The following is a 19,249-nucleotide window of genomic DNA, read 5'->3' on the forward strand; positions in this document are numbered from 1 at the left end:
CAGCTCTGGTCGGTCGAGGTGGGTCAGCCGCCGAAGCCGGCCACGTTCTCCTTCGTGACCACCTTCACCGGCACCTTCACCGTCTTGCTGACGTTCTTTCCTTCGGCCGCCCGGACGGCGTTGTCCACGGCGATCTTCCCGAGCTCCTTGGGCTGCTGAGCCACGGACGCGTACAGGGTGCCCGCCTCGACCGCCTTCAGACCGTCCGGAGTGCCGTCGAAACCGACGACCTGGACCGACTTCCCGGCCTTCGAACCCAGCGCCTTGAGCGCCCCGAGCGCCATCTCGTCGTTCTCGGCGAAGACACCGTTGATATCGGGGTGCGCCTGGAGCAGGTTCGTCATCACGTCCAGGCCCTTGGTGCGGTCGAAGTCCGCGGGCTGCTTGGCGACGACCTTGATGCCCGGGTACTCCTTCAGTCCGGCGGCGAAGCCCGCGCCGCGCTCACGGCTCGCGGACGTACCGGCCTGGCCCTGAAGGATCACGATCGTGCCCTGGCCGCCCAGCTTCTCGGCGAGCGCCTCGGCGCCCAGCTTGCCGCCCGCGATGTTGTCGGAGGCGACCAGCGCGGCCGTATCCGCGTTGTTGACGCCGCGGTCGACGCCGACGACGGGGATGTCGGCCGTGTTGGCGGCCTGCACCGACGGGCCTGCCGCGTCCGAGTCCACCGGGTTGACGATGATCGAGCCGAGGCCCTCGCTGGTGAAGTTCTGGAGTTGGTTGGCCTGCTGCGAGGCGTCGTTCTGCGCGTCGGTCACGGTCAGGTCGACGCCCAGCTTCTTCGCCTCCTCCTGCGCACCGGCCCGGATCTGCACGAAGAACGGGTTGTTGAGCGTCGACAGCGACAGGCCGATCTTCTGCTGAGCCGTGCTTGAAGAGCCGCCGTGCAGCAGCGAGGTGGCGCCGACCACGGCGGCCGCGACCACCGCGGCGAGGACGTACGTCACCGCCTGCTTGCCCTTGTTGCCGCCCCCGCCGGTCGTCACCGGAGTCGCCCCGGCCTTGCGGCGCACGGTGTCCAGCAGCACTGCCAGCGCGATCACCACACCGATGACGACCTGCTGCCAGAAGGCCGACACGGACAGCAGGTTGAGGCCGTTGCGCAGCACCGCCAGGATCAGCGCGCCGATCAGGGTGCCGGACGCCTTGCCGGTACCGCCGGCGAGGGAGGCGCCACCGATGACGACCGCCGCGATGGCGTCGAGCTCGTAGCCCTGCGCGGCCTGCGGCTGCGCGGAGGACAGCCGCGAGGCGAGCACGATGCCCGCGGCCGCCGCGAACAGCCCGGAGAAGGCGTAGATCGCGAGCTTCTGCTTCTTCACCCGCAGACCCGACAGCCGGGCCGCTTCCTCGTTGCCGCCGATCGCGTACATGGAGCGGCCGATGTACGTCCGGCCCAGCACGAAGGCCGTGATGAGCCCCATGACGATCATGACCAGGACGGGCACCGGCAGCCAGCCGCCCAGCGTGTCCCCGAGGTGCGAGACCGAGTCGGGGAAGGCGATCGGGGAGCCCTGCGAGATCACCAGGGACAGACCGCGGGCCACGGACAGCATGGCGAGCGTCGCGATGAACGGCGGGAGCTTGCCGTACGAGATCAGAAAGCCGTTGACCAGGCCGCACGCGATACCGGTGGCGATCGCCAGGAGCACGGCGAGGACGACCGGGACGCCTTCCGAAGTGGCGCTCCAGGCAAGGACGGTGGCCGACAGGGCCGCCACCGAGCCGACCGACAGGTCGATGCCCGCCGAGACGATCACGAAGGTGACACCGAAGGCGAGGATGGCGGTCACGGCCGCCTGGACGCCGACGTTGAGGAGGTTGTCCGTCGTCAGGAAGTCGCCCGACAGCGCCGACATGGCGATGACGAGGACTATGAGCGCGGTGAGCGCGCCGTTGTCGAGCAGCAGGCGGCGCAGGCCGTTCGTGGCGCCACTCGCGCCCGTTGTGCCCTTGAGCGTGTCAGTGGCCACGGGTGGCCTCCACTTCGGTAGTAGGGATGCTGACGGCGAGTGCCATCACCGCGTCCTGCGTCGCCTCGTCGGCGGCCAGTTCGCCCGCGATCCGGCCCTGTGCCATCACCAGCACCCGGTCGCTCATGCCGAGCACCTCGGGCAGATCGCTGGAGATCATCAGTACGGCCGCACCCTGGGCGGTGAGTTCATTGATGAGCTGGTAGATCTCGACCTTGGCGCCCACGTCGATCCCGCGCGTCGGCTCGTCGAGGATCAGCACCTTGGTGTCGGCGAGCAGCCACTTGCCGATGACGACCTTCTGCTGGTTGCCGCCGGACAACGTCCGTACGTGCTGGCCGAGTCCGGCCATGCGTACACCGAGCTGCCCGGCGATGCGCGCGGCCGCCTCCCGCTGCCCCTTGAGGTCCACGAGACCGGCACGGGAGGTGGCCCTCATCGTGACCAGCCCGAGGTTCTCCTCGACGGAGGCGTCCAGCACCAGCCCCTGTCCCTTGCGGTCCTCGGGGATGAGCCCGATCCCGGCGGTCATGGCCGCGCCCACGTCATGGCCGCGCAAGGAGGTACCGCCCACCTTCACGGCACCCTTGTCGTACGGATCGGCTCCGAACACGGCCCGTACGACCTCCGTACGACCGGCGCCGACGAGCCCCGCGATGCCGACGACCTCACCGGCGCGCACCTCGAAGGACACGTCGTGGAAGACGCCGTCCCGGGTGAGCCCCTCCACCTTGAGCAGGGCGTCCCCGGCCTCGGCCCGCTCCCGCGGGTACTGCTGCTCGATCGACCGCCCGACCATCAGGCGTACGAGCTCGTCCTCGGGCGTGCCGGCCGGGACCTGTCCGACGCTCTTGCCGTCGCGGATGACGGTGACCCGGTCGCCGATGGCGGCGATCTCCTCCAGGTGATGGGTGATGAAGACGATCCCGACGCCGTCCTCGCGCAGCGTGCGCACGATGGAGAACAGCTTCTCGACCTCCTCGGAGGTGAGCACCGCGGTCGGCTCGTCCATGATGAGCACGCGCGCGTGGAGGCTGAGCGCCTTCGCGATCTCGACCATCTGGAGGCGCGCGATACCGAGTTCACGGACACGCGCGCGTGGCGACACGTGCACGCCGACTCGCTTCAGCAGGACGGCGGCCTCGGCCTCCATCCGCTTGCGGTCGATCATCCCGTGGCGACGCGGCTGGCGGCCCAGGAAGATGTTCTCGGCGACCGTCAGATCGGGAACGAGATTGAACTCCTGGTAGATGGTGGCGATCCCGAGGCGCTCGGAGTCCTGCGCACCGTGGATGCGCACCTCCTCGCCACCGGCCAGGATCCGCCCTGCGTCGGGCGTGTAGGCGCCGGAGAGCATCTTGATGAGGGTGCTCTTGCCGGCGCCGTTCTCACCGAGCAGCACATGCACTTCGCCGCGCCGTACGTCGAAGTCGACGCTGTCGAGCGCGACCACGCCGGGGAAGGTCTTGCGTATGCCTTCGATGCGCAGCAACTCGTCCGGGTTGCTCACGGATTGCTCCTTTGTGCGGGGGACGGCTCTGGGGGAGCGGGCTCGCCGCACGAGCGGCGTACGACGAGCCGGGCGGGGAGGGTGACGGACTTGGGGGGCCGGCCTTCGATGCGGTCCACGAGCGCCCGGACGGCGGCCCGCCCCAGCTCTCCGGTCGGCTGGGCGATCGCGGTGATCGGCGGATCGGTGTGCACGAACCAGCGGATGTCGTCGAACGCGGCGAGCGCGATGTCGTCGGGAACACGCAGCCCACGCGCGCGTACGGCATCCAGCGCGCCGAGCGCCATCAGGTTGTCGGCGGCGAAGACGACCTCGGGCGGCTCGGCCAGATCGAGGAAGCCCTCGGTGACCCGGCGCCCGCTCTCGGCCTGGAAGTCGCCCATGCCGATGTACTCGTCCCGGAGGGGAATGCCGTACTCGGCCAGGGCTTCCCGGAAGGCGGTGACGCGCTCGCTGCCGGTGGTGGTGGCGGCGGGGCCCGCGATGATGGCGAGCCGCCGATGCCCGAGCCCGTGCAGATGCGCGACGAGATCCCGGATGGCGGCCTGTCCGTCGGCCCGCACGACCGGCACGTCCACGCCGGGAATCCACCGGTCCACGAAGACCATCGGCGTCCCGGCCCGCGCGGCGTCCAGCATCAGCGGGGAGCCGCCGTCGGTGGGGGACACCAGCAGCCCGTCGATCCGCCGGTCCAGCAGATTCCGTACGTGGTGGTCCTGCAACTCGGGCCGCTCGTCGGCGTTCCCGATGATCACGCTGTAACCGAGGGCGCGGGCCTCCTCCTCGACGGAGCGGGCCAGCTCGGTGAAGTACGGGTTGAGCACATCGCTGATGACCAGCCCGAAGGTGTGGGTCTGGTCGGTGCGCAGCGAACGGGCGACGGCGTTCGGGCGGTAGCCCAGCACCTCGACGGCAGCCAGCACACGCGTGCGTGCGTCCGCGCTGACCGACGGATGGTCGTTCAGGACCCGCGACACCGTGGCGACGGAGACCCCCGCCTCGGCAGCGACGTCCTTGATGCTCGCCATCGCCGCTCCACCTCCTTGTGGATGCATGCCCGTGAAGGCATGGAATCGATTACATCGATTGCGTACAGAGGATTGGAATCGATTACACGAGCGTTGGCAAGAGTGCGAGACCGGATCGTGATGTCAGAGCCCGGCGGTAGCGTCGGATCATGTCGAATCAGGCGGGCGGTCCGAAGCAGGCGGCGCAGGGGGAGCGGCACCTGGCCGTACTCGAAGGCGTCCTGGAGCGGATCACGTATGCCAACGAGGAGAACGGCTACACGGTCGGCAGAGTCGACACCGGCCGCGGCGGCGGCGATCTGCTGACCGTCGTCGGCGCGCTGCTCGGCGCCCAGGTCGGCGAGTCGCTGCGCATGGAGGGCCGCTGGGGCTCGCACCCGCAGTACGGCAAGCAGTTCACCGTCGAGAACTACACGACGGTCCTCCCGGCCACCGTCCAGGGCATCCGCCGCTATCTCGGCTCAGGGCTGGTCAAGGGCATCGGGCCGGTCTTCGCCGACCGCATCACACAGCACTTCGGGCTGGACACGCTTCAGATCATCGAGGAGGAGCCCAAGCGGCTCATCGAGGTCCCCGGGCTCGGCCCCAAGAGGACCAAGAAGATCGCCGACGCCTGGGAGGAGCAGAAGGCGATCAAGGAGGTCATGCTCTTCCTCCAGACCGTCGAGGTCTCCACCTCCATCGCCGTCCGTATCTACAAGAAGTACGGCGACGCCTCCATCTCCGTCGTGAAGAACCGGCCCTACCGGCTGGCCTCCGACGTCTGGGGCATCGGCTTCCTCACCGCCGACAGGATCGCCCAGTCCGTCGGCATCCCGCACGACAGCCCGGAGCGCGTCAAGGCGGGCCTTCAGTACGCCCTTTCGCAGTCCACCGACCAGGGCCACTGCTTTCTGCCCGAGGAACAGCTGATCGCCGACGCGGTGAAGCTGCTCCAGGTGGACACCGGCCTGGTCATCGAGTGCCTCGCCGAACTGGCCCTGCCCGACGAGGACTCCGGCGAGCCCGGTGTCGTACGGGAGAAGGTCCCCGGCTCGGAGGGCGGCGACCCCGTCACCGCGGTCTACCTCGTCCCCTTCCACCGCGCCGAACTCTCCCTCTCCGCCCAGCTGTTGCGCCTTCTGCGCACCGACGAGGACCGGATGCCCGGCTTCCATGACGTGGCCTGGGAGAAGGCCCTCGGCTGGCTGAAGGGGCGTACGGGCGCCGAGCTCGCCCCCGAGCAGGAGGCGGCCGTGAAGCTGGCGCTGACGGAGAAGGTCGCGGTCCTCACCGGCGGGCCCGGCTGCGGCAAGTCCTTCACGGTCAGGTCCATCGTCGAGCTGGCCCGCGCCAAAAAGGCGAAAGTCGTCCTCGCCGCCCCCACCGGCCGCGCCGCCAAGCGTCTCGCCGAACTCACCGGCGCCGAGGCCTCCACCGTCCACCGGCTGCTGGAGCTGAGGCCCGGCGGGGACGCCGCCTACGACAAGGACCGGCCCCTGGACGCCGACCTGGTGGTCGTGGACGAGGCCTCCATGCTGGACCTCCTCCTCGCCAACAAGCTGGTGAAGGCGGTGCCCCCGGGAGCGCATCTGCTGTTCGTCGGGGACGTCGACCAGCTGCCCAGCGTCGGCGCCGGCGAGGTGCTCCGGGATCTGCTGGCCGACGGCGGCCCCATCCCCGCCGTCCGCCTCACGCGCGTGTTCCGCCAGGCCCAGCAGTCGGGCGTCGTGACGAACGCGCACCGGATCAACTCCGGGCAGCACCCGGTCACCGACGGCATGAAGGACTTCTTCCTCTTCGTCGAGGACGACACCGAGGAGGCCGGCCGGCTCACCGTCGATGTCGCGGCACGGCGCATTCCGGCCAAGTTCGGCCTCGACCCGCGTCGCGACGTCCAGGTGCTCGCCCCCATGCACCGAGGGCCCGCAGGCGCCGGCAACCTCAACGGCCTGCTCCAGCAGGCGATCACACCCGGCCGCCCCGACCTGTCCGAGAAGCGGTTCGGCGGCCGCGTCTTCCGGGTCGGCGACAAGGTCACCCAGATTCGCAACAATTACGAGAAGGGGAAGAACGGTGTCTTCAACGGCACCGTGGGCGTGGTCACCGCACTCGACCCGGTCGACCAGCGCCTGACGGTACTGACGGACGAGGACGAGGAGGTTCCGTACGAGTTCGACGAACTGGACGAGCTCGCCCATGCGTACGCCGTGACCATCCACCGCTCGCAGGGGAGTGAATATCCGGCGGTGGTGATCCCGGTCACCACCGGGGCCTGGATGATGCTTCAGCGGAACCTGCTGTACACCGCGGTCACCCGGGCCAAGAAGCTGGTCGTCCTCGTCGGTTCCCGCAAGGCGATCGGACAGGCGGTGCGCACGGTGTCCGCCGGACGCCGCTGTACGGCACTCGACTTCAGGCTCTCGCCCCGGCCCCTGGAGGGGTGACGCGGGGCCGGGCGGGGGTCGCACGAAAAATGATCGATCAAATGAGTCGTTTGGGTCACACAGCACTAGCAGATGGGGAAGTAGAAGGGGCAGGATGAGGAAGTTGGCGGCACTCAGTGCCGCCAATAGGCCCAATGGTCGACCCCGAGTGCACTCTCCTGCGCCAAATGGGGGATGGTAGAGACAGTCAGGGCAACCTCGAAGATGAGGCACAACGTCGGTGAGGGAAGACGTGAGCGACAACTCTGTAGTACTGCGGTACGGCGACGGCGAGTACACCTACCCGGTGATCGACAGCACCGTCGGTGACAAGGGCTTCGACATCGGCAAGCTCCGCGCCCAGACCGGTCTGGTGACGCTGGACAGCGGTTACGGCAACACCGCCGCGTACAAATCCGCCATTACCTACCTGGACGGCGAATCGGGCATCCTGCGGTACCGCGGCTACCCGATCGAGCAGCTGGCCGAGCGCTCCACTTTCCTGGAGGTCGCCTACCTGCTGATCAACGGCGAGCTGCCGACCGTTGACGAGCTCACCACGTTCAAGAACGACATCACGCAGCACACCCTGCTGCACGAGGACGTCAAGAACTTCTACAAGGGCTTCCCGCGCGACGCCCACCCGATGGCGATGCTGTCGTCGGTCGTCTCGGCGCTGTCCACCTTCTACCAGGACAGCCACAACCCGTTCGACGAGAAGCAGCGCAACCTCTCCACCATCCGTCTGCTCGCCAAGCTCCCGACGATCGCGGCGTACGCGTACAAGAAGTCGATCGGCCACCCGTTCGTCTACCCGCGCAACGACCTCGGCTACGTCGAGAACTTCCTCCGCATGACCTTCTCGGTCCCGGCGCAGGAGTACGACCTCGACCCGGTCGTCGTGGCCGCCCTCGACAAGCTGCTGATTCTGCACGCGGACCACGAGCAGAACTGTTCTACCTCCACGGTGCGTCTGGTCGGCTCCTCGCAGGCGAACATGTTCGCCTCGATCTCGGCCGGTATCTCCGCGCTCTGGGGCCCGCTGCACGGCGGCGCCAACCAGTCGGTGCTGGAGATGCTGGAGGGCATCCAGGCCAACGGCGGCGATGTCGACTCCTTCATCCGCAAGGTGAAGAACAAGGAGGACGGCGTCCGCCTGATGGGCTTCGGCCACCGGGTGTACAAGTCCTTCGACCCGCGCGCGAAGATCATCAAGGCTGCCGCGCACGACGTCCTGTCCGCCCTCGGCAAGTCCGACGAGCTGCTGGACATCGCGCTGAAGCTGGAGGAGCACGCGCTCTCCGACGACTACTTCGTCTCGCGCAACCTCTACCCGAACGTCGACTTCTACACCGGCCTGATCTACCGCGCCATGGGCTTCCCGACCGAGATGTTCACGGTCCTCTTCGCCCTCGGCCGCCTCCCGGGCTGGATCGCCCAGTGGCACGAGATGATCAAGGAGCCGGGCTCCCGCATCGGCCGCCCGCGCCAGATCTACACGGGCGTTGTCGAGCGGGACTTCGTTCCGGTCGAGGCGCGCTGACACCCGCCGGTGAGGGGCGCCGATCCACTGGCGCCCGTCACCGGGGCCGGGCCCTGCGGCCGGGGGTCCGGGGGGTGTCCCCCGGGTCAGCACTGCCACGGGCGTCGTGGAGCGGGACTTCGTTCCGGTCGAGGCACGCTGATCGCGTAGACGCCGGGCCTGGCGCGACGGTCGTCAGGCCCCGAGGGAAAAAAGACAAAAAAGAGGAAGGCGCCCTGCGCCGGTCCCCCCACGGGCCGACGATCAGGGCGCCTTCCCATGTCCCGGTGCGGATTCCCCCCACGGGATCCGGCCGGGCGTCTGTGAGAGACCAGCGCCTGAATCGCTGTCGAGCAAACTGCCGAGGCAGCCTTTGAGCAAAACGAGCGGAACTCGTCGTACTCCTGGGGTGTGCGGTCTGCCGGGACAGCGCACGATCGGGAGGGCCGCTCAAAGCTCCCCGTAGCACGTGCCCCGGCAACGCAGCTCTGAGGAAGTCCCCCAAGACATCCCCAGACGTCAGTCGGCGCCCCCCAAGACGCTTTCTGACATCGTCAACTTAGACCTTCGAACCCCTTCGATGGTTACCTTCGCATCACTGTGATCTGCGTCTCTTGCATATGTCCTTTAGATACGCAAGAGCCCCGATACGGTGATCGGAGCTCAAGCGTAAGGATGATGCGCGAGCCTTGTGAAGAGCTTATGTGAGGCTTGCGTCGGACTCTAGAGGCCTTCTCACCTCTACTTCCGTGTAACTGGCGGTAACTTCAGCGGAATGTGCGCAGGCGGAGGCTGTTCGTCACCACGAACACGGACGAGAAGGCCATCGCCGCCCCCGCGATCATCGGGTTCAGCAGCCCGGCGGCGGCCAGCGGCAGCGCGGCCACGTTGTATCCGAACGCCCATACAAGGTTTCCCTTGATCGTGGACAGCGTCCTCCGGGACAGCCGGATCGCGTCCGCGGCAACCCGCAGATCCCCGCGTACGAGGGTCAGATCGCTCGCCTCGATCGCCGCGTCCGTCCCCGTACCCATCGCCAGCCCGAGATCGGCGGTGGCGAGCGCGGCCGCGTCGTTGACGCCGTCACCGACCATGGCGACCGTCCGCCCCTCGCGCTGTAGCCGCCGTACGACGTCGACCTTGTCCTCGGGCAGCACCTCGGCGATCACCTCCGCGATCCCGACGGCCCGCGCGACCGTCGAGGCCACCGCCCGGTTGTCCCCGGTCAGCAGCACCGGCGTGAGTCCGAGGGCGCGCAGTTCGCGCACCGCCTCGGCGCTGGTCTCCTTGACCGCGTCCGCGACGGCGACGACACCGCGTGCCGCTCCGTCCCAGCCGACGACGACGGCCGTACGACCGCTGCTCTCGACCTCGCCCTTCGCCCGGGTCAACTCCTCGGGCAGCGTCTCGTAGAGGCGCCCCACGGCCACCTCGCGGCCCTCCACGCGCCCGCGTGCTCCGCGCCCCGGCACGTTCTCGAACCGCTCGGCCGGTGGCAGCGTCCCGACGCGCTCCTCGGCGCCCACGGCCACCGCCCGGGCGACGGGATGCTCGGAAGCGTGCTCCAGGGCGCCGGCAAGGCGCAGCAGCTCCGTCTCGTCGGTGCCTTCGGCGACGTACACCTTCTGAAGGGTCATACGGCCGGTGGTGACCGTTCCGGTCTTGTCCAGGACGACGGTGTCGACGCGGCGCGTGGACTCCAGGACCTCGGGGCCCTTGATGAGGATGCCGAGTTGCGCGCCGCGGCCGGTGCCGACCATCAGGGCGGTCGGAGTGGCCAGGCCCAGCGCGCACGGACAGGCGATGATCAGGACCGCGACGGCCGCGGTGAACGCGGCGACGGCGTCACCGGTGAGGCCGAGCCAGGCGCCGAACGTGGCGACCGCGATGAGGATGACGGCCGGCACGAAGACCCCGGAGATCCGGTCGGCGAGCCGCTGCACCTCGGCCTTGCCGTTCTGCGCGTCCTCCACCAGCTTCGCCATCCGGGCGAGTTGGGTGTCGGCGCCGACCCGCACGGCCTCGACGACCAGCCGGCCACCCGCGTTGATCGTGGCGCCGGTGACCGTGTCCCCGACCGTCACGTCCACCGGCACGGACTCGCCGGTCAGCATGGAGGCGTCGACGGCGGAGGAACCCTCCACGACCGTCCCGTCCGTGGCGACCTTCTCGCAGGGCCGTACGACGAACCGGTCGCCGACCGCCAGCCGGGCCACCGGAATCCGCACCTCACGCCCGTCCCGCACGACGGCGACGTCCTTCGCGCCCAGCTCCATGAGTGCCCGCAGGGCCGCCCCCGCGCTGCGCTTGGAGCGGGCCTCCAGATAGCGGCCCAGCAGGATGAACGCGACGACGCCGGACGCCACTTCGAGGTAGATGGTCGATGCGCCGTCCATGCCGCCCACGGTCAGCCGGAAGCTCTCCCGCATGCCCGGCATGCCCGCGTCACCGAAGAACAGCGCCCACAGGGACCAGCCGAACGCGGCCAGCGTGCCGAGGGAGACCAGCGTGTCCATGGTGGCCGCGCCGTGTCGGAGATTCGTCCAGGCGGCCTTGTGGAAAGGCCATCCGCCCCAGATGACGGCGGGCGCGGCGAGGGTCAGCGCGAGCCACTGCCAGTTGTCGAACTGGAGGGGCGGGACCATCGACAGCACGATGACCGGGATCGCGAGGAGCGCGGAGACGGTGAAGCGGTGCCGGTAGGACGTGAGTTCGGGGTCCTCGGGCGCCGGCTCCGCGCTGACGGGCGCGGGTTCCTCGGCCGTGTAGCCGGTCTTGACGACCGTGGCGATCAGGTCCGCGACCTCGGTGTCCGCGGGGTACGTGACCTTTGCCTTCTCCGTCGCGTAGTTCACCGTGGCCGTCACGCCGGCCATGCGGTTGAGCTTCTTCTCCACGCGGGCCGCGCAGGAGGCGCAGGTCATCCCGCCGATGAGCAGCTCGACCTCGGAGGTCGCGGCTATCGGTGCCGGAGCGGTGGTGGCGGTGCCGGTCATGCGCTCAGGGGCTCTCGGGGTGCTCTCAGACCGTGCCGACGAGTTCAAAACCGGCCTCGTCGACGGCGGCGCGCACGGCCGTCTCGTCCAGCGCGGCCTCGGAGATGACGGTGACCTCGCCGGTCGACGCGACGGCCTTCACCGAGCTGACGCCGGGGAGTTCGGAGATCTCGCCGGAGACGGCGCCCTCGCAGTGCCCGCAGCTCATCCCGCTGACCTTGTACGTGGCGCTGATGCTCATGTCGTTACTCCTCGTGGAGGCATGTGGGGCCTACGGGGCCCACGGGGGAGCCCCGTGCTTACAGACTATACCCCTAGGGGGTACCTTCTCCAAAAGGGGCGCCGTCTTCGCCGTAAGGGGCGCGGGGAGCTGCGCGACCAGCCACGATGGTGCCGCAGACGCATACCGGCACATCGCGGCACCCACCTCGGAGGCTAAGACAACATGCGCGCAGTGATGTTCGAGCAGTACGGCGAGCCGGCCGAGGTAAAGGAGACGCCGGACCCAACCCCCGCACCCCACGGAGTGGTCGTACGGGTCGAAGCGACCGGCCTCTGCCGCAGCGACTGGCACGGCTGGCAGGGCCACGACCCGGACATCACGCTGCCGCATGTACCGGGCCATGAACTCGCCGGCGTGGTCGAGGCGGTGGGCGACCGGGTGACCGCCTGGCACCCCGGCGACCGGGTCACCGTCCCGTTCGTCTGCGCCTGCGGCACCTGCGCGTCCTGCGCGGCCGGCGACCAGCAGGTGTGCGAGCGCCAGACCCAGCCCGGCTTCACCCACTGGGGCTCCTTCGCCCAGTTCGTGGCGCTGGACCACGCCGACGTCAACCTCGTCGCCGTACCGGACGGCATGTCGTTCGGGACGGCGGCCTCGCTGGGCTGCCGGTTCGCGACGGCGTTCCGGGCGGTGGTGCAGCAGGGCCGGGTGGCGGCGGGGGAGTGGGTCGCGGTGCATGGCTGCGGGGGCGTGGGTCTGTCGGCGGTGATGATCGCGGCCGCATCGGGGGCACGGGTGATCGCTGTCGACGTGTCCGCCCAAGCCCTGGGCCTGGCAAGGAAGTTCGGGGCGGCGGAGTGCGTGGACGGGACGCGGACGCCGGACACGGCAGCGGCGATCCGCGAGCTGACGGGCGGCGGCGCCCACCTCTCCCTGGACGCCCTCGGCGCCCCCGCGACCTGCGCCGCCTCGGTGAACGGCCTGCGCCGCCGTGGCCGTCACATCCAGGTCGGCCTGCTGCCCTCGCCCACCGGTACCACCCCCGTCCCGATGGCCCGCGCGATCGCCCTGGAACTCGAACTCCTCGGCAGCCACGGCATGGCCGCCCACACCTACCCTCCGATGCTGGAACTGGTCCGGACCGGCGCCCTGCGCCCCGACCTCCTCGTCACCTCCACCATCACCCTGGACGCGACGCCCGCCACCCTCGCCGCGATGGGCACGGCACCGGGAGCGGGCGTCACGGTCATCGCGCCGTGGGCCTGACAGCGCCGGCGTTCAGTCCTCTCTACGGGCGCGGTTGCCCGGGCGGGAGGCGACCCACGCCCGGACGGTGTCCGCGTACCAGTAGGGCTTGCCGCCCTCCACGTGATCGGGTGGCGGCAGCAGCCCGTGCTTGCGGTAGGACCGCACGGTGTCCGGCTGCACCCGGATGTGCGCCGCGATCTCCTTGTAGGACCAGAGCCTTCGGTCGGTCATGAGGTGCACCTCCCTGCGCGCACCGCGGCGGCGACCGGGGACGGCCGTCGGGGGTACCGGGCGCTGCGCTGGCGATCACAAAGCCTGTGTCCGGTGAACGACGCAGCGTGAGCGCAGGACAGGGCCTGTGCACCGGGTGTGACGGAAGACCGGCGTACACGCGACATGTGTGACACGAGGGGGGCGTTTGTGACACAAGCGCAGCAAAGGCGTACGCCGGATTCAGGCGCGCCGCATTGACAACAAGCCCATCTTGCAACGCCCCTAGGGGCGCGGGGAACTGCGCGACAAGCCCCCCACGACCCGCACTCGCCCCACAACAGAACCCGGCAGACCAGTAGGCGCCCTTACGCCCCGCACGACCTCAGAAACGCCCGGGTCCGCTGAGCAATAGGCAACGGCGTGTCCGGCTCACACGGATACATGTCCTGCTCGACGATCGCGAACAGATCGACATCCAGCTTCTGCGCAGCATCCAGCACCGGCCCCAGCGCGGGCACTCCGGCCGGCGGCTCGCACATCACGCCCCGCGCAACCGCCGGCCCGAACGGAATCTCCCGCGCCCGCACATCCGCGAGGATCTCGGGGTCCACCTGCTTGAGGTGCAGATACCCGATCCGCTCCCCGTACGTCTCGATGAGCTTGACGCTGTCCCCACCGCAGTACGCGTAGTGCCCGGTGTCCAGGCACAGCGAGACCAGGTCGGAGTCCGTCCCGTCCAGGAACCGGACGACGTTCTCCTCGCTGTCGATGTGGGTGTCGGCGTGCGGGTGGACGACGATCTTCAGGCCGTACTCCTCCCGCACCCGGCTCCCCAGCCGCTCGGTCAGCGAGCTGAGGTTCCGCCACTGCTCGGCCGTCAGCGAACTCGGCTCCAGCACCTCACCGGTCTTGTCGTCCCGCCAGAAGGACGGGATGACGACCAGGTGCTTCGCGCCCATCGCCTGCGCGAGCACCGCGTTGTCCGCGACATGCGCCCACGTCTTCTCCCACACGGCCTCGCCGTGATGCAGCCCGGTGAAGACCGTCCCGGCCGACACCTTGAGGCCACGCTTCGTGGTCTCCTCGGCGAGCACGTCGGGGTCGGTCGGCAGATAGCCGTACGGGCCGAGTTCGATCCACTCGTAGCCGGACTGCGCGACCTCGTCCAGGAAGCGCCGCCAGGGAACCTGCTGGGGGTCGTCGGGGAACCACACACCCCAGGAGTCGGGCGCCGAGCCGATCCGGATGCGGGACAGTGAGGGCTGAGGTGACAACGACGTCATGGCGGCCAGCCTCCGTGCGCACAGCAGGCGTGTCAAGGTCTGGTCCGAATGTCTGGACAAAACATTGACAGGGCTCGGCGCGCGGGGCTAGAAAGCCGGAGAGAGCCGATACGACCGTGCGAGCCGAGACGACGGTGAGCCGGGCATGAAGGGAACGCGATGGCGTACGACCTGATCACCATGGGACGGATCGGCGTGGACCTCTATCCGCTCCAGACGGGCGTCCCGCTGCCGCAGGTGACGACCTTCGGCAAGTTCCTCGGCGGCTCGGCGACCAACGTCGCGGTGGCCGCGGCCCGCCTCGGCCGCCGTACCGCCGTGATCACGCGTACCGGAGACGACCCGTTCGGCACGTACCTCCACGAGGCCCTGCGTGACTTCGGCGTCGACGACCGCTGGGTCACCCCGGTCGCCGGGCTGCCGACCCCCGTGACCTTCTGCGAGGTCTTCCCGCCGGACGACTTCCCGCTGTACTTCTACCGCCGTCCCAAGGCCCCGGACCTGGAGATCGACGCCCATGAGCTCGATCTCGACGCGATCCGCGAGGCGAGCATCTTCTGGGTGACCGGCACGGGCCTGAGCGAGGAGCCCAGCCGTACGGCGACCCTCGCGGCCCTCGCGCACCGGGCCAAGGCCGGTACGACGGTCTTCGACCTCGACTGGCGCCCCATGTTTTGGAGCGACCCGGACGCGGCCCGCCCCTTCTACGCCGAAGCCCTCCGCCACACCACCGTCGCGGTCGGCAACCTCGACGAGGTGGAGGTCGCCACCGGCGTCCGTGAGCCGCACGCCGCGGCCCGCGCCCTCCTCGACGCCGGTGTGGAACTGGCCGTCGTCAAGCAGGGCCCCAAGGGTGTCCTCGCGGTCAACAGCAAGGGCGAGAGCGCCGAAGTCCCGCCCCTCCCCGTGAACGTCCTCAACGGCCTTGGCGCCGGTGACGCCTTCGGCGGTTCCCTCTGCCACGGCCTCCTCGCGGGCTGGGACCTGGAGAAGATCATGCGGCACGCCAACGCGGCCGGCGCCATCGTCGCCTCCCGGCTGGAGTGCTCCTCCGCGATGCCGACACCGGTCGAAGTGGAAGCCGCCCTGACCGCGGGAGCCGTGCTGTGAGCGTCGACATCGAGGCGCTGGTCCGCACCCGCAGCCAACACCCCGAGGCGATCGCCGAAGCGGCCGCCCGCCGCCGGCGCCGCCCGCTCATCGGCGACTCCGGCCGTCTGATGATCGTCGCCGCCGACCACCCCGCCCGCGGCGCGCTCGGCGTCGGCGACCGCAAGTTCGCCATGGCCAACCGCGTCGACCTGCTCGAACGCCTCTGCCTGGCCCTCGCCAGACCCGGCGTCGACGGTGTCCTCGCCACCGCCGACATCCTGGACGACCTGCTGCTGCTCGGCGCCCTGGACGGCAAGGTCGTCATGGGCTCGATGAACCGCGGCGGCCTCCAGGGCGCCTCCTTCGAACTCGACGACCGCTTCACCGGCCACCGCCCCCAGGACATCGAGCGCCTCGGCTTCGACGCGGGCAAGCTGCTGCTGCGGATCGACTACGACGACCCGGGCTCCCTCACCACCCTGGAGTCCACGGCCCGCGCGATCGACGACATGGCCGCCCGCGGGCTCCCGTTGTTCGTCGAACCGTTCATCAGCCTTCGTACGGCCGAGGGGAGACTCCGGAACGATCTCTCCGCCGACGCCGTCACCAAGTCGATCGCCATCGCCTCCGGTCTGGGCGGCAGCTCGGCATACACCTGGCTGAAGGTTCCCGTCACCGACAACCCGGACGACATGGCGCGGGTGATGGAGACCTCCACGCTGCCCGCCGTGCTGCTGGGCGGGGATGTCGGCGACGACCAGGACGGCGCGTACGAGAAGTGGCGCGGCGCCCTCCAACTGCCCACGGTCCGTGGTCTGGTGGTCGGCCGTTCGCTGCTGTACCCGGCGGACGGCGATGTGGCCGCCGCCGTGGACACCGCCGTAGGACTGCTGTGAGGGCCGCATGAGCAACGAGCTGTACGTTCCGAAGGGCACCACCGCCGACGCGTACTACGCGCTCGACATCGACCCCAAGCTGGCCGGCTGGACCCACTCCAGCCTGCGGATCGTCGAGCTGGAGGCGGGTGGTTCGCACACCTTCACCACCGGTGACAGCGAGTGGATCGTGGTGCCGCTCAACGGTGGTTGCACGGTGCAAGTGGAGGACGAAGTATTCGAACTCCTGGGTCGCAAGGACGTGTTCGCGTCGGTTTCCGACTTCGCGTACGCGCCCCGTGACGCCCGGGTACAGATCGCCTCCGGCGCGGGAGGCCGCTTCGCCCTGGCAGGAGCGAAGTGCGAGCGACGACTCCCCGCCCGCTACGGCCCCGCGCCGGAGGTTCCCGTCGAGCAGCGCGGCAGCGGCAACTGCACACGCCAGGTGCGCAACTTCGCCTCCGCCGACGCGTTCGCGTGCGACAAGCTCATCGCGGTCGAGGTGATCACGCCCGGCGGCAACTGGTCCTCGTATCCGCCGCACAAGCACGACGAGCACCGGCCGGGTGAGGAAGTGGAGCTCGAGGAGATCTACTACTTCGAGATCGACGGTCCGAACGGCTTCGGCTATCAGCGCGTATCTCCCTCTCGTGAGGGCGGATCCGACGTCCTCGCGGAGGTCCGCTCCGGAGACGCCGTCCTCGTCCCCGACGGATGGCACGGCCCGTCGATCGCCGAGCCCGGCCACGACATGTACTACCTGAACGTCATGGCGGGGCCCGGCGAGACGCGGGAGTGGCGGATCTGCTTCCACCCGGACCACGTAGAAAGCACTGGGGGTTACCGATGACCTCAACGACGAGGCTGACGGTCGCGCAGGCGCTGGTGCGCTTCCTCGCCGCGCAGTACACGGAGCGGGACGGCGTCCGCCGCCGCCTGATCGACGCCACCTGGGGCATCTTCGGCCACGGCAACGTCGCCGGACTCGGCCAGGCACTGATCGAGTACGGCGATGACATGCCGTACCACCAGGGCCGCAACGAGCAGTCCATGGTGCACGCGGCGATCGGTTACGCGCGTCAGTCGAACCGTCTGTCCACGCACGCGGTGACGACCTCCATCGGCCCCGGCGCGACGAATCTCGTCACCGGCGCCGCCCTCGCCACGATCAACCACCTCCCGGTCCTGCTCCTCCCCGGCGACACCTTCGCCACCCGCCCCGCCGACCCGGTCCTCCAGCAGCTCGAAGTCCCGTACGCGGGCGATGTGTCGGTCAACGACAGCCTGCGCCCGGTGTCGAAGTACTTCGACCGGATCCACCGCCCCGAAGCGCTGATGCCGGCGGCCCTCCAGGCGATGCGCGTGCTCACCGACCCGGTGGAGACCGGCGCGGTGACGCTCGCTCTCCCGCAGGACGTTCAGGCCGAGGCGTACGACTGGCCGGACGAGTTCTTCGCCGAGCGGACCTGGGTCGTACGACGGCCCGGAGCCGACCCGACGGAACTCGCCGAGGCCGTGACGGCGATCCGCGCGGCTCGGCGGCCGCTGGTCGTGGCCGGCGGCGGGGTCCACCACAGCCGCGCCGAGGAGGCGCTGGAGGAGTTCGCCCGCACCACCGGCATTCCGGTCGCCTCGACGCAGGCGGGCAAGGGCTCACTCCGCTTCGACCACCCGCAGGACGTGGGCGCCGTCGGCCACACCGGCACGGCGACGGCGGACGAACTCGCCCGCACCGCCGACCTGGTGATCGGTGTCGGCACCCGGTACACGGACTTCACCACCGCCTCCGGCACGCTGTTCGTGAACCCGGGCGTCCGCTTCCTCAACCTCAACATCGCCTCGTACGACGGCCACAAGCTGTCCGGCCTGCCGCTGATCGCGGACGCCCGCAGCGGTCTCGCCGAGCTGACCGGGGCGCTTCAGACGCACGACCACCGGGTCACGGAGGCGTACGTCACGGAGTACAGCGAGGACAAGGAGCGCTGGGAGCAGCGCGTCGACGCCTGCTTCGAGGCCGAGGAGCCCGACGTACGGCCGACGCAGCCGCAGGTCATCGGCGCCCTGGACGCCGTCGTCGACGAGTCGGACATCATCATCAACGCGGCCGGTTCGCTCCCGGGCGATCTGCACAAGCTGTGGCGGGCGCGGTCGGCGGACCAGTACCACCTGGAGTACGGCTACTCCTGCATGGGCTACGAGATCCCGGCCGCGATCGGTGTGAAGCTCGCGGCACCCGACCGGCCCGTCTGGGCGCTGGTCGGCGACGGCACCTATCTGATGATGCCGACGGAGATCGTGACGGCCGTGCAGGAGGGCATCGCGATCAAGATGCTGCTCGTGCAGAACCACGGGTACGCGTCGATCGGCGGTCTGTCGGAGTCGGTGGGCGGCGAGCGGTTCGGCACCGCGTACCGCTTCCGGGCGGAGGACGGTACGTACGCGGGCGCTCCGCTGCCGGTGGATCTCGCCGCCAACGCGGCCAGCCTCGGCATGCGCGTGCTGCGCGCGAAGACCGTGGCCGACCTGCGGGAGGCGCTCGCCGAGGCGCGCGCCGCCGACATTCCCACATGTGTCTACGTCGAGACCGAAACGGCAGACACAGTGTCGGGCGCGCCTCCGGCGCAAGCCTGGTGGGATGTACCTGTGGCCGAGACCGCGACCCGACCGTCGGCGGTGAAGGCCCGCGAGGAGTACGACCGGCACGTCTCTACCCGACGCCGCCATCTGTGAAGGAGTTCTTGGTCATGACGAAGATCGTCAACCACTGGATCGGCGGCAAGACCGTCGAAGGCGCGTCGGGTACGTACGGGCCGGTCACCGACCCTGCCACCGGCGTGGTCACCACGAAGGTCGCGTTCGCGACCGTCGACGAGGTCGACGC

Annotated in this window: 14 protein-coding genes; 7 read left to right on the plus strand and 7 right to left on the minus strand. The window is 69.6% G+C overall.

What is annotated here, in order from left to right:
• Positions 1-23: 23 nt before the first annotated feature.
• Genes KCH87_RS34215 through KCH87_RS34225 form a run of 3 tightly spaced genes read right to left on the minus strand, consistent with a single transcriptional unit; the run spans position 24 to position 4,511 of the window.
• On the minus strand, positions 24-1,973 hold the full coding sequence (locus KCH87_RS34215; protein WP_210591348.1) for a substrate-binding domain-containing protein: 1,950 nt from the start codon (positions 1,971-1,973) through the stop codon (positions 24-26).
• Entirely contained in the window at positions 1,963-3,483 is a 1,521-nt protein-coding gene (locus tag KCH87_RS34220) for a sugar ABC transporter ATP-binding protein (RefSeq protein ID WP_210591350.1), read from the minus strand. Before KCH87_RS34220 ends, KCH87_RS34215 begins: the two co-directional genes overlap by 11 nt.
• The gene (locus KCH87_RS34225; protein ID WP_210591352.1) at positions 3,480-4,511 is read right to left on the minus strand and encodes a LacI family DNA-binding transcriptional regulator; all 1,032 of its coding nucleotides are present in this window, start codon (positions 4,509-4,511) and stop codon (positions 3,480-3,482) included. The genes KCH87_RS34220 and KCH87_RS34225 overlap by 4 nt, the downstream gene beginning before the upstream one ends.
• 149 nt (positions 4,512-4,660) lie before the next feature.
• On the opposite strand from KCH87_RS34225, the gene KCH87_RS34230 reads away from it, so the two are divergent.
• Together KCH87_RS34230 and KCH87_RS34235 are read left to right on the plus strand one after the other, a co-directional pair.
• On the plus strand, positions 4,661-6,937 hold the full coding sequence (locus KCH87_RS34230; RefSeq protein WP_210591353.1) for an ATP-dependent RecD-like DNA helicase: 2,277 nt from the start codon (positions 4,661-4,663) through the stop codon (positions 6,935-6,937).
• A gap of 232 nt (positions 6,938-7,169) precedes the next feature.
• Positions 7,170-8,459, plus strand: a complete 1,290-nt coding sequence (locus KCH87_RS34235) for a citrate synthase (protein WP_210591356.1) — start codon at positions 7,170-7,172, stop codon at positions 8,457-8,459.
• A gap of 746 nt (positions 8,460-9,205) precedes the next feature.
• Here the strand turns inward: KCH87_RS34235 and KCH87_RS34240 are convergent.
• Together KCH87_RS34240 and KCH87_RS34245 are read right to left on the minus strand one after the other, a co-directional pair.
• Positions 9,206-11,434: a cation-translocating P-type ATPase gene (locus tag KCH87_RS34240; protein WP_210591360.1), complete on the minus strand. Its 2,229-nt coding sequence runs from the start codon at positions 11,432-11,434 to the stop codon at positions 9,206-9,208.
• Between the two features lie 25 nt (positions 11,435-11,459).
• Positions 11,460-11,675: a heavy-metal-associated domain-containing protein gene (locus KCH87_RS34245; protein ID WP_210591363.1), complete on the minus strand. Its 216-nt coding sequence runs from the start codon at positions 11,673-11,675 to the stop codon at positions 11,460-11,462.
• Between the two features lie 204 nt (positions 11,676-11,879).
• Here KCH87_RS34245 and KCH87_RS34250 point away from each other — a divergent pair, with 204 nt between their 5' ends.
• Positions 11,880-12,923 carry a zinc-dependent alcohol dehydrogenase family protein gene (locus KCH87_RS34250; protein ID WP_210591366.1) on the plus strand — a complete coding sequence of 348 codons (1,044 nt, stop codon included), beginning with the start codon at positions 11,880-11,882 and terminating at the stop codon, positions 12,921-12,923.
• Between the two features lie 12 nt (positions 12,924-12,935).
• Here KCH87_RS34250 and KCH87_RS34255 read toward each other — a convergent pair whose 3' ends face one another.
• Together KCH87_RS34255 and KCH87_RS34260 are read right to left on the minus strand one after the other, a co-directional pair.
• Complete coding sequence (locus KCH87_RS34255; protein ID WP_210576679.1) at positions 12,936-13,136, minus strand: AlpA family transcriptional regulator; 201 nt, start codon at positions 13,134-13,136, stop codon at positions 12,936-12,938.
• Between the two features lie 347 nt (positions 13,137-13,483).
• Positions 13,484-14,401, minus strand: coding sequence for a sugar phosphate isomerase/epimerase (locus tag KCH87_RS34260; RefSeq protein ID WP_210591368.1), 918 nt, complete (start codon positions 14,399-14,401; stop codon positions 13,484-13,486).
• Positions 14,402-14,560: 159 nt separating this feature from the next.
• Between KCH87_RS34260 and iolC the strand changes: the two genes are divergently transcribed.
• The 4 genes from iolC to iolD are packed head-to-tail and all read left to right on the plus strand — an operon-like array spanning position 14,561 to position 19,098.
• Positions 14,561-15,511 (plus strand): 5-dehydro-2-deoxygluconokinase, encoded by a 951-nt coding sequence (gene iolC, locus KCH87_RS34265; RefSeq protein WP_210591371.1) that lies wholly within the window; start codon positions 14,561-14,563, stop codon positions 15,509-15,511.
• Positions 15,508-16,389 carry a deoxyribose-phosphate aldolase gene (locus tag KCH87_RS34270; RefSeq protein WP_210591374.1) on the plus strand — a complete coding sequence of 294 codons (882 nt, stop codon included), beginning with the start codon at positions 15,508-15,510 and terminating at the stop codon, positions 16,387-16,389. Before iolC ends, KCH87_RS34270 begins: the two co-directional genes overlap by 4 nt.
• 7 nt (positions 16,390-16,396) lie before the next feature.
• Positions 16,397-17,218 carry a 5-deoxy-glucuronate isomerase gene (gene iolB, locus KCH87_RS34275; protein ID WP_210591377.1) on the plus strand — a complete coding sequence of 274 codons (822 nt, stop codon included), beginning with the start codon at positions 16,397-16,399 and terminating at the stop codon, positions 17,216-17,218.
• The gene (gene iolD / locus KCH87_RS34280; RefSeq protein ID WP_210591380.1) at positions 17,215-19,098 is read left to right on the plus strand and encodes a 3D-(3,5/4)-trihydroxycyclohexane-1,2-dione acylhydrolase (decyclizing); all 1,884 of its coding nucleotides are present in this window, start codon (positions 17,215-17,217) and stop codon (positions 19,096-19,098) included. Before iolB ends, iolD begins: the two co-directional genes overlap by 4 nt.
• The last annotated feature ends 151 nt before the right edge of the window (positions 19,099-19,249 follow it).

The organism is Streptomyces sp. GESEQ-35, from assembly GCF_017948485.1.
Taxonomy (GTDB): domain Bacteria; phylum Actinomycetota; class Actinomycetes; order Streptomycetales; family Streptomycetaceae; genus Streptomyces.